Source organism: Thauera terpenica 58Eu, assembly GCF_000443165.1.
GTDB classification, from domain to species: domain Bacteria; phylum Pseudomonadota; class Gammaproteobacteria; order Burkholderiales; family Rhodocyclaceae; genus Thauera; species Thauera terpenica.
In genome coordinates this window covers 279,514-290,389 of record NZ_ATJV01000048.1, presented here as the reverse complement: position 1 = coordinate 290,389, position 10,876 = coordinate 279,514, and the positions used below count along the sequence as shown (strand labels likewise).

General features: G+C 64.8%; 10 protein-coding genes. 4 read left to right on the top strand and 6 right to left on the bottom strand.

All coding sequences use genetic code 11. The features are described 5' to 3' along the window. Positions 1 to 3: 3 nt before the first annotated feature. The 4 genes from rbfA to pnp all read left to right on the top strand — a co-directional run bounded on the left by rbfA (position 4) and on the right by pnp (position 4,051). A complete protein-coding gene (gene rbfA, locus M622_RS28295) occupies positions 4 to 450 on the top strand; it encodes a 30S ribosome-binding factor RbfA (protein WP_021248997.1) in 447 nt (148 codons plus the stop codon). Continuing rightward, positions 428 to 1,405, top strand: coding sequence for a tRNA pseudouridine(55) synthase TruB (truB, locus tag M622_RS28290; RefSeq protein WP_021248996.1), 978 nt, complete (start codon positions 428 to 430; stop codon positions 1,403 to 1,405). The genes rbfA and truB overlap by 23 nt, the downstream gene beginning before the upstream one ends. Before the next feature lie 78 nt (positions 1,406 to 1,483). Then, a complete protein-coding gene (rpsO, locus tag M622_RS28285; RefSeq protein ID WP_021248995.1) occupies positions 1,484 to 1,753 on the top strand; it encodes a 30S ribosomal protein S15 in 270 nt (89 codons plus the stop codon). Between the two features lie 198 nt (positions 1,754 to 1,951). After that, complete coding sequence (gene pnp, locus M622_RS28280) at positions 1,952 to 4,051, top strand: polyribonucleotide nucleotidyltransferase (RefSeq protein WP_021248994.1); 2,100 nt, start codon at positions 1,952 to 1,954, stop codon at positions 4,049 to 4,051. A 167-nt stretch (positions 4,052 to 4,218) separates the two neighbouring features. Here pnp and dksA read toward each other — a convergent pair whose 3' ends face one another. The 6 genes from dksA to cofC all read right to left on the bottom strand — a co-directional run bounded on the left by dksA (position 4,219) and on the right by cofC (position 10,865). Beyond that, on the bottom strand, positions 4,219 to 4,644 hold the full coding sequence (dksA, locus tag M622_RS28275; RefSeq protein WP_021248993.1) for an RNA polymerase-binding protein DksA: 426 nt from the start codon (positions 4,642 to 4,644) through the stop codon (positions 4,219 to 4,221). Between the two features lie 452 nt (positions 4,645 to 5,096). After that, complete coding sequence (locus M622_RS28270; RefSeq protein WP_021248992.1) at positions 5,097 to 6,254, bottom strand: iron-containing alcohol dehydrogenase; 1,158 nt, start codon at positions 6,252 to 6,254, stop codon at positions 5,097 to 5,099. Between the two features lie 188 nt (positions 6,255 to 6,442). Continuing rightward, on the bottom strand, positions 6,443 to 6,904 hold the full coding sequence (locus M622_RS28265; protein WP_021248991.1) for a PaaI family thioesterase: 462 nt from the start codon (positions 6,902 to 6,904) through the stop codon (positions 6,443 to 6,445). A gap of 195 nt (positions 6,905 to 7,099) precedes the next feature. Further along, positions 7,100 to 7,756, bottom strand: coding sequence for a nucleotidyltransferase family protein (locus M622_RS39330; RefSeq protein WP_021248990.1), 657 nt, complete (start codon positions 7,754 to 7,756; stop codon positions 7,100 to 7,102). 53 nt (positions 7,757 to 7,809) lie between these two features. Then, positions 7,810 to 10,212 carry a 5-amino-6-(D-ribitylamino)uracil--L-tyrosine 4-hydroxyphenyl transferase CofH gene (gene cofH / locus M622_RS28255; RefSeq protein ID WP_021248989.1) on the bottom strand — a complete coding sequence of 801 codons (2,403 nt, stop codon included), beginning with the start codon at positions 10,210 to 10,212 and terminating at the stop codon, positions 7,810 to 7,812. Continuing rightward, the gene (gene cofC, locus M622_RS0120145) at positions 10,158 to 10,865 is read right to left on the bottom strand and encodes a 2-phospho-L-lactate guanylyltransferase (RefSeq protein ID WP_021248988.1); all 708 of its coding nucleotides are present in this window, start codon (positions 10,863 to 10,865) and stop codon (positions 10,158 to 10,160) included. The genes cofH and cofC overlap by 55 nt, the downstream gene beginning before the upstream one ends. Positions 10,866 to 10,876: the final 11 nt, after the last annotated feature.

Here is a 10,876-nt window from a genome sequence, read left to right as displayed (position 1 = left end):
GCGATGCCAAAGGAGTATTCCCGCAGCCAGCGCGTGGTGGAGCAGATCCACCGCGAGTTGGCGGAGATGATCCGGCTCGAGGTGAAAGATCCTCGCGTCGGCTTCATCACCATTTCCGGTGTTGAGATCACCCCCGACTACGCACACGCGAAGGTGTTCTTCACCTCGATGACCGGCGAGGCTGAGGTGCCTGAGATCCTGCAGGGGCTGCGCCGCGCGGGCGGCTTCCTGCGGCGCGAACTGGGCCGTCGGATGCGCATCCACACCATTCCGGAGCTGCATTTCCACTACGACCGCTCGGTCGAGGAGGGCGCACGTCTTTCGCGTCTGATCGATGACGTGGTGCGCGACGACGCGGCGCGGCAAGGCAACGATGCCGAAGCGGAACGCGAGCACGGCGAAGGCGAGGACAACAGTCCGGCAGACGATGACGGCCGCAGCAAGGGCTGAGCTTGAGGCGCGCCCACGGCGGGCGAAGCGGCCACAGCGCAAGATCGTGCGTCGGATCATCGATGGCGTGCTGTTCCTGGACAAACCGCAGGGCATGACGTCCAACGCCGCCCTGCAGGGCGCACGCCATCTGCTCAATGCCGCCAAGGGCGGACACACCGGCACGCTGGACCCGATGGCAAGCGGTTTGTTGCCGCTGACCTTCGGCGAAGCGACCAAGTTTTCGCAGGTCCTGCTCGATGCCGACAAGTGTTACGAAGCGGTCGTGCAGCTGGGTGTGGAAACCGATAGTGGTGATGCGGACGGCGCGGTGCTGGCCACGCATCCGGTTGTGGTCGATCGGCGCCAGCTTGAAGCCGTGCTCGAAGGTTTCCGTGGCGAGATCGAGCAGGTGCCGCCGATGTATTCGGCGCTCAAGCGCGACGGCAAGCCGCTCTATGAATACGCGCGCGCGGGTATCGAGGTCGAGCGCGAAGCGCGCAAGGTCACGATTCACGCGCTCGAGCTGCTCGATTTCAGCGGCGACCGTTTCACGCTACGTGTGTCCTGCAGCAAGGGCACCTACGTGCGCAGCCTGGCGATGGACATCGGTGCCGCCCTGGGTTGCGGTGCCCATCTGTGTGGGCTGAGGCGTACCCGCATAGGTGCGTTCGAGCTTGACGCGGCGGTTACACTGGCGGCACTCGAAGCTTGTGAGTTCGAGGCACGCGCCGCCATGCTGGCTCCGGTCGATGCGCTGCTTGCAGTCCATGCGCGCATTGTGCTTGACGGCGAACAGGCGCAGGGCTTGTTGCAGGGCCGTGTGCTGAGTCTGGCAGGGGCCGGTGGGGAAGGACTGGTGCGTGTCTATGGACCCAAGGGTTTTCTTGGTCTGGGGCAGTGGCAGGACGGTGACAAGCTGGCTGCACGCCGGTTGATTGCCACCGATGGGGGTGTGCTCGACGCATCCGCATGATATAGATTGAGTTTTTGGTGCGGCTTTGGGTATAATCCACCGCTTCTGATTGGCAGAAAAACACGAGTAAAGACATACATGGCTCTTGACACCGCATCCAAGTCGCAGATCGTCTCCGACTTCCAGCGCGCCCAAGGCGACACCGGTTCGCCGGAAGTCCAGGTTGCGCTTCTGACCGCCCGCATCAACGGGCTCGCTCCTCACTTCAAGGCTAACGGCAAGGATCACCACTCGCGCCGTGGTTTGCTGAAGATGGTCAGCCAGCGCCGCAAGCTGCTGGACTACCTGAAGGGCAGCAATGCCGATAGCTATCGCAAACTCATCGAGCGTCTGGGCTTGCGCAAGTAATTGCGTCCGTGACCAGCCCGACCGCGCCGATCAGGGCGAAGTAGGTGATCAAAGCCGGTGCGTGCCCCTGCGGCACGGCCGGCTTTGTGCCGTTTCAGCCCCGCGGATGGCGGGTTTGTCGGTTTGTGGTCCGGGGTCGCTCGACCCTCGGGCCAAGCGCAGTTGTGGTTCGCTGCATTCATTCTTAAAGGAATTCCCTTGCTGAACGCTAACAAGACAACTTTTACTTACGGTGCTCATTCCGTCACGCTCGAAACCGGTGAGATTGCTCGCCAGGCCGGCGGCGCCGTCATCGTGAACATGGAAGAAACCGTGGTGCTGGCGACTGTGGTCGCCGCCAAGGAAGCCCGTCCGGGGCAGGACTTCTTCCCGCTCACGGTTGATTATGTCGAGAAGTTCTACGCTGCCGGTCGTATCCCGGGTGGCTTCTTCAAGCGCGAAGGCCGTCCGTCGGAAAAGGAAATCCTCACCTCCCGGCTGATCGATCGTCCCATCCGCCCGCTCTTCCCCGAAGGCTTCATGAATGAAGTCCAGGTCATCGTCACCGTGCTGTCGCTCAATCCGGAAGTCGATGCCGACATCCCGGCGCTGATCGGCGCGTCTGCCGCGCTGGCCATCTCCGGCATTCCGTTTGACGGCCCGATCGGTGCTGCGCGCGTCGCTTACGTCGATGGCCAGTACATCGTCAACCCGACCGTTTCCCAGCTCCAGACCAGCGACATGAACCTGGTCGTTGCCGGCACCCAGGCGGCCGTGCTGATGGTCGAATCCGAAGCGAAGGAGCTGTCCGAGCAGGTCATGCTGGGCGCAGTGATGTTCGGTCACGAGCAGATGCAGGTGGCGATCAACGCCATCAACAGCCTGGTCGAAGTGGCGGGCAAGCCCGAGTGGGACTGGCAGCCTGCGCCGGCCAACGACGCGCTCATCGCCCGTGTCACCGAGCTCGCCAAGGCCGACATGGAAGCGGCCTTCAGCATCACCAGCAAGCAGGAACGCTCGGCCCGTCTGGGTGAGATTCGTCGCCGCGTGTCGACCACCCTGAGCGAAACTTCCGAAGTGCCGCCCTCGGCCACCGAGCTGAAGGACATCTTCTTCAACATCGAGTCGGGCATCGTCCGCAGCCGCATCCTCAACGGCGAGCCACGCATCGATGGCCGCGACACCCGCACCGTGCGCCCGATCACGATCCGCACCGGCGTGCTGCCGCGCACCCATGGTTCGGCATTGTTCACGCGCGGTGAAACCCAGGCGCTGGTCGTGGCCACGCTGGGCACAGGCCGTGACGAGCAGATGATCGACGCCATCGCCGGTGAGTACAAGGAGCGCTTCCTGCTCCATTACAACTTCCCGCCCTTCTGCACCGGTGAGACCGGCCGCTTCGGCATCACCAAGCGTCGCGAAGTGGGCCATGGCCGCCTTGCCAAGCGTTCGCTGATTGCCGTGCTGCCGAAGGCCGAGGACTTCTCCTACACCGTGCGCGTGGTGTCCGAGATCACCGAGTCCAACGGTTCCTCGTCGATGGCTTCGGTGTGTGGCGGCTCGCTGGCGATGATGGACGCGGGCGTGCCGCTCAAGGACCACGTCGCCGGTATCGCGATGGGTCTGATCAAGGACGGTGGCCGCTTCGCCGTTCTGTCCGACATCCTGGGCGACGAGGACCACCTCGGCGACATGGACTTCAAGGTCGCGGGCACCGAGAACGGCGTCACCGGTCTGCAGATGGACATCAAGATCCAGGGCATCACCAGGGACATCATGCAGGCTGCGCTGGATCAGGCCAGGACCGGGCGTCTGCACATCCTCGGCATCATGAAGGAGTCGCTCAACACCTCGCGCGGCGAAGTGTCCGAGTACGCTCCGCGCATGATCAACATCAAGATCAATCCGGAGAAGATCCGCGACGTGATCGGCAAGGGTGGCGCGGTGATTCGCGCGCTGCAGGAAGAAACCGGCACCATCATCGAGATCGAGGACGATGGCCAGATCACGATCTCCTCGGTGAGTGCTGAGGGTGCCCAGGCGGCAAAGGCCAGGATCGAAGCGATCACCGCCGAAGTGGAAGTGGGCAAGATCTACGAAGGCCCGGTCGTGCGTCTGCTCGACTTTGGTGCCATCGTGAACATCATGCCGGGCCGTGATGGCTTGCTGCATGTGTCGCAGATCGCCAACGAGCGCGTCAATAACGTCGCCGACTACGTCAAGGAAGGCCAGGTGGTACGCGTCAAGGTGCTCGAGACCGACGAACGCGGCAAGATTCGCTTGAGCATGAAGGCTTTGTTGAGCGAAAACGCCAGCTGATGAGTGTGGCGGGCCTTGGTCCGCTGCATGTGCAATGACAAAAAAGGACGCCACGGCGTCCTTTTTTGTGGCGTGTCAGACGGCGTTGGCGTGCGCTCCCCAACAAAAAGGGACGCCGCGGCGTCCCTCGCAATGGCTGCCCCTGAGGGCGGAGAGCTGGAACAAGTTCAGCGCGCGATCTGGCGCTCGCGTATCTCTTCGAGCGTCTTGCAGTCGATGCACATCGTGGCCGTGGGGCGGGCCTCCAGGCGCTTGAGGCCGATCTCGACGCCGCAGCTGTCGCAATAGCCATATTCACCGGCTTCCAGCCTACCCAGCGCTTCGTCTATCTTCTTGATCAGCTTGCGCTCGCGGTCACGGTTGCGCAGTTCGAGCGCGATATCAGACTCCTGACTGGCGCGGTCATTGGGGTCGGCGAAAGCCGTCGCCTCGTCCTGCATGGTGTGCACAGTACGCTCGATGTCCTCCATCAACTCACCCTTCAGCGAGCTCAGGATCTCGCGGAAGTGGGCGATCTGCTTCTCGCTCATGTATTCCTCGCCGGCGGCGGGAGCATAGGGCAGGAACTGCTTGTGCAGGGTATCGTCAGCCATTAATCAACTTCCGTAGTTTGGTGGATGATAGAGGCGTCTTAATAGCAGAGTCGCTGCTTTACGGCAAGCCGTAGTGCGCGCTCGGGTGTGCTCGATGTGACTTGAAGGGCGCGTTCGGCGCGCGAAACGCTCACCACATGCGGTGTGTGCTGACACTCTTCGATCAATGAATGTCCGTGGCGAAGTGCGTGCATCGGCGTCTGTTGCGAGGGCGTTCACACGCGCAAGAAAAAGCCCGAACACTTGCGTGTCCGGGCTTAAATCCACACCAAAGGAGGAGGGTGGAGGAGACAAATGAATGATAGTGAATCGGTTTGTGCAATGCAATAATTCCACAGAGCAAATTATTTTATCCGGTTAAAAGTAATTCTTGTCCTGTCCCTGATGACGTCGACGCTGTAGCTGATTCTTGCTTTGCAGAGGCTTCACTTCCGTCTGCATCAAGGGCTTGTTCACAGGCAGGCGTGCAGGATGCGACGACTGAATTCAAGGTCCATCCCTTTGTCTTCTCCGATGGCAGTCATGCCATGGGCCGCCAGCTGGGTGACGACCTCGTCGATGGCGTCGGCGCCGATGCCGTAGTCGCTCAGGCGCGTCCTCACCCCGAGCGACTCGAAGAAGGCGCGGGTTCGTGCGATTGCGGCGTCGATGCGTGCCTCTGCTGTGCCGCTGTCAAGCTTCCACACCCGGCTGGCGTATTGCAGCAGTTTGTCGTGCTTCACGTCGCGGCGCAGCTGCAGCAGGTTGGGCAGCACGATGGCGAGCGTCTGGGCGTGGTCCAGGCCGTGCAAGGCGGTGAGCTCATGACCGATCTTGTGCGTGGCCCAGTCCTGCGGCACGCCAGCGCCAACGACCCCGTGCAAGGCCTGAGTGGCGGCCCACATCAGGTTGGCGCGCACCTCGTAGTCCTGTGGTGTCGCCAGGGCCTGTGGACCGACTTCGATCAGGACCTGCAGCAGGCTCTCGGCGTAGCGATCCTGCACGGCGGCGTGCACCGGATAAGTCACGTACTGCTCCATGACATGCACGAAGGCGTCGACCACGCCGTTGGCAATCTGACGTGGCGGCAGGGAGTAAGTCTTTTCCGGATCAAGCACCGCGAAGCGGGGATATACGTGGCTGCTGCCAAAGCCGAGCTTGGCCTTGATCGATTTGCGCGTGACCACACCGGCGCAATTCGCTTCCGAGCCGGTGGCGGGCAGGGTGAGCACACAGCCCAGCGCCACGGCGCGGGTGATGTGCTTGCCGTAGGTTTCCAGGATGTGCCAGGGCTCGCCGTCGTAGTCGACCGCTGCGGCGACGAACTTGCTGCCATCGATCACCGAGCCGCCGCCCACCGCGAGCAGAAAATCCAGCTTCTCGCGACGCACGAGCTCCACCGCCTTCATCAAGGTTTCGTAGCTCGGGTTGGGTTCGATACCGCCAAAACGCTGCACCGTGCGTGCGCCCAGCGCTGCTTCGACCTCGGCCAGCGTGCCGTTGCGCTCAGCACTGCCGCCGCCGTAGAGGATGAGGATGCGCGCGTCGGCGGGGACGAGCACGTCCAGGCGCGCGATACTGCCCGCGCCAAAGACGATTCGGGTCGGATTGTAGTAGGTGAAATTCAGCATGCGAGCTCCTTAGTGCGCAATTTTCCGTCACCGCGAGTAGGCGCCAGACTGGGAGTCTGAGCGCCTGTGTGCGCGGCGCGCAGGGCTGGAAATGGCCGATTGTGCCGATTTCCGCCCTGCCCGAGTAGCCTCTCGCAGGAAGGCGTGGAGCTGCGGCCTGTGATCAGGCGCTGAACAGTATTGGCCGTTCAGGCCTTGAACGTGTCCGGCATCTGCACCGCCACCAGCTCGCCGCGCGCGGTGATCACGCCATTGGCCGACACTTCGGCTTCAACGATGACCTTGCGGCCACGGATTTCCTTCACCCGGCCGCGGATCTCGAGTTCCACGCCCATCGGCGTCGGCTTCAGGTAATCCACATGCAGGGAGCCGGTGACGAAGCGGAACGGCGGCTCGCTGTCCATGGGGCGGTTTTCCGAGCGGTACATTGCCGCGGCAGCGGTGCCGGTGCAGTGGCAGTCGATCAGTGACGCGATCAGGCCACCGTAGACGAAGCCGGGAATCGCGGTGTGCTCCGCACGCGGATTGTATTTCGTCAGCGTATCGTCGCCGTCCCAGTAGGTCTTGATCTGATGACCCAGTTCATTGAGTGCGCCGCAGCCGTAGCAATGCGCCACGTTCTCGGGGTAGTAGTCCTGGAAGGCTTTCATGACGGTCCTCGCAATGTAAGGTAAGCCATCGTAGCCAAGCCGGGGCTTCAAGCACAGTGTCGCTTAGGCCATAAATCCTGCGAATTCCGCCAATGCCTTGACGGCGAACGGGTTTCACGCTGATGTCATGTCCTGCCCCCGGCCTTGAGCACCAGCGTGTGCATCAGGGCTCAGGACGAGGTGCCGGGCCTGGAGCTATGGCCAGCTCACGATGTGCGGCGCCAGCGCTGCCCTCAGGGCCTCGACATCGGCCTCGGTGTCAATGTCGCTCACATAGGCCGGCTGCGAGGCATTCACCGCCAGCACGCGCTCCGGGTGGCGTGCAAGCCAGTCGCGAATGCCCAGCTCGCGCGGCGTCGCCGCAATGGCCTCGGCCGCGCGCCGTGACAGGATCAAGGGGTGGCCGCGAACGCCTGCGACCACGGGCATCTGCGCATCCACGCTGGGGGCACGCTGGCGCCAGCGTTCGAGCAGCGCCTGGATGTGCGCCGCGGTGAGAAAGGGCAGGTCGGCCAGCACCAGCAAGAGGTCGGTTTCGCCTTGTTGAGCCAGGTGATGGTCGAGCGCGAGGCGCTGTGAGTCGATCAGTGTGGCACCCGCCCGCGGGTGTTGGAGAACCTGGGCACCGCACGTGCGTGCCAGGGGCAGGAGCTGATCGCGGTAGGGGCCGATGACGACGCCGAGCTCGTGGATGCCGGCGCCGCGCAAGGCGCTGCCGAGTCGCTGCAGCAGGCTGGAGCCGTCAATGCGCAGGCTCGCCTTCGCGCGGCCACCCAGCCGGCGACCTTCACCGGCGGCGAGGATGATCGCGCTCGGGGTCGTGGTGTCCGGGGCCAGGGTGTCCGCGCTCATCAGGACGCTGCCGGTAGAGAGGGTGAGCGCACGTACTTCACCCTGGTTCCCGCTCAGCTTGCGAGCAGCGCCGGGGCCGGGTTTGCAGCGCGCGGCTGATCATCGCTCAGGTAGGCATAGGTCGTGGTGCGCCGGCGCAAGGGGCGACCGGCGCTGGCGGCAATGGCGCGCATGTCGTCGTCGTCCATCAGCCCGCCATGGCTGCCGCCCGCGGCGCGGGTGATCGACTCATACATCAGCGTGCCGCCCAGATCGTTGGCGCCGGCACGCAGACACAATGCCGCGCCTTCGCGGCCCATCTTCACCCACGAGGTCTGGATGTTGGGGATCAGCTCGCCAAACACGATGCGCGCCACCGCATGCATAAGGATGGATTCACGCAGCGTCGGCCCCGAGCGCGCCAGGCCCTTGTGCCACAGCGGCGACTCCATATGCACGAATGGCAGCGGCACGAACTCGGTGAAGCCACCCGTCTCCGCCTGCAGCGCGCGTACGTGCAGCAGGTGCCGAGCCCAGTGCAGGGGCGTGTCGACATGGCCGAACATGATGGTCGCCGTGCTGCGGATGCCGGCGCGGTGAGCGGCGCGCATCACCTCGAGCCACTCCTGGGTGTTGAGCTTGTCCGCGCAGATCAGCGCGCGCACCTCGTCGTCGAGGATCTCGGCGGCGGTGCCGGGCAGCGTGCCCAGGCCCGCCTCGCGCAGGCGCAGCACATAGTCGTCGATCGACAGGCCCAGGGTGCGCGCGCCATGCAGCACTTCGAGCGGCGAGAAGGCGTGGATGTGCATGTCCGGTGCAATCGCCTTCACTGCGCGCGTCAGCCCCAGATAGGTGTTGCCGTCGTAGTGCGGGTGGATGCCGCCCTGCATGCACACTTCGCGTGCGCCGCGCTGCCAGGCCTCGTGCGCGCGCTCGGCCACGGCGTCGGCATCGAGCACGTAGGCAGGGCCGCGCAAGGTGCTGGCGGCGTGGCTCTTGGCAAAGGCGCAGAAGCCACAGCGATGCGTGCAGATGTTGGTGTAGTTGATGTTGCAGTTGCGCACATAGGACACGCTGTCGCCGACAAGGCGTACACGCAGGCGGTCGGCGGCATGCACGACCGCGGCGAAGTCCGCAGCGCGCGCGGTGAACAGGGCTGCAATCGCGTGTTCGTCCAGCACCTCACCGCCGGCAGCGCGGGCGAGGATGTCGGCTATCCCGGCGCTGGGTGCAGGGTGCGTGGCGCTGAGCACCCACTGCGCCTGTGCTGGCGCGGGCTTCATGTCTGCACCAGCCAGCCAGCTGTCTTCGCGCGCCCAGCCCGCAGCATCGCAGCTGCGCAGCACAGCCTTGCGCATCTCGCCCTCGGTCCAGCGTCCGGCCTCGCGTGCAAAGGCGGGCGCCAGTGCCAGGCGTTCGACCAGCTCACCCCCGCAGGCGCGGGTTTCGTTCGCCAGTTGCTCGAGTTCGGGCCAGGCAGCTTCGGGGTTGACGTGGTCTATGGTGACGGGCGAGATGCCGCCCCAATCGTTCACGCCAGCGTCGATCAGGGTCTGCAGCTCACCCGCGCGCAGATTGGGCGGCGCCTGGATGGACATGCTGGCGCCAAACACCAGGCGCGCCATCGCGATCGTCCACGCGTGCTCGGCCAGGGTGGGCTCGCTGGCATGGGCCATCGGGGTGCGGGCCTTGGCGCGAAAGTTCTGCACGATCACTTCCTGCAGGTTGCCGTGGCGCTCGTGGATGGCGCGCAGGGCGAGCAAAGCCTCCACGCGCTCTGCGGGCGTCTCGCCAATGCCGATCAGGATGCCGCTGGTCATGGCGACGCCGGCCTGTCCTGCGGCGGCCAGCGTCGCCAGGCGTGCGGCGGGCTCCTTGTCGGGGCAGTTCCAGTGCGCCTGCCCGCGCTCGCTCAGACGGCTGGCCGCGCTCTCGAGCATGATGCCCATCGATGCCGCATGCGGGCGCAGATGGGCGAACTCGGCTACCGTGAGGTTGCCCGCGTTGATGTGCGGCAGCAGGCCGGTTTCGCTGAATACGCGCTCGGCGAGGGCGGCGACGTAGTCCACCGTGGTTTCGTGGCCGAGCGCGTGCAAGGCCTCGCGTGCCGCGCGGTAGCGCAGTTCGGGCTTCTCGCCCAGCGTGAACAAGGCCTCGCGGCAACCGGCGGCAGCGCCTGCGTGCGCGATCTGCAGCACCTCATCGACGCTCAGGAAGGCTTGCGGCAGCGCCTGCGGCGAGCTCGCGAAGCTGCAGTAGCCGCACACATTGCGACACAGGCGGGTGACGGGGATGAACACCTTGCGCGAATGGCCCACCAGATGTCCGTGGCCGGCCAGGGTCAGCGCGCGGGCGCAGTCGAGCAGCGCCGGTGTGGGTGCAGCCGTGCTCGCTGTCGCCAGCGCGCGCAGCTGCGCGTCACTCAGCCGTGCTCCACTGCGTGCAAGAGCGAGAAGTTCCGTGGGCGTGGTGTCCATCGCGTGCTACTCCTGGGTGTGAGGGGCGACTCAAGCAAGCTGCCCTCGGTGCCAAGAGCCGACTCAAGCAGGCTGCCCTCGGTGCCGAGAAAATGCTGTAGATCTGCTGGTTCGTCGATATCCATGGCAAAGCCGGGCAGATTGATGACGGTCGCTTCCCGCGCCCGTGCCGCGGCCTCGTCCATATGGCGCGTGAAGCTCGACGTGCCGAAGCGAAAGCTGAAGTCACCGTCTCCAGCGAGGAACACCGCGTTGGTGCCATGACCGTGGCGGTCTGGCGCGAGCGCCAGACCGGTGTGCCGGCCCTGACGCACGAAGCTGTCGATTTCGCTCGCGCTCAGGCTGGGCAGGTCGGCATGGAGGACGAGCACCTCGTCGGCGCCCCGTGCAATCAGCGCGCGACGCCCCGCGCCGAGCGCGTGGTTGAGGCCGCCACCAGGGTCGTCGAGGGCAATGACGCCACGCGGCAGCAGCTCGGTCGCCGGTGTCACCACCGCGATCTGGTCGATCTCTTCGGCCGCATCGAGTGCATCGAGCACGCGCGCGAGCATCACGCGAATCAAGCGCTCACGCTGTGCGCCCGACAAGACGCTGGCCAGCCGGCTCTTGCCCAGGTGCGGGGGTTTGACAGCAAGCAGTGCCCAGCAGGTCACGATCAGCCTCC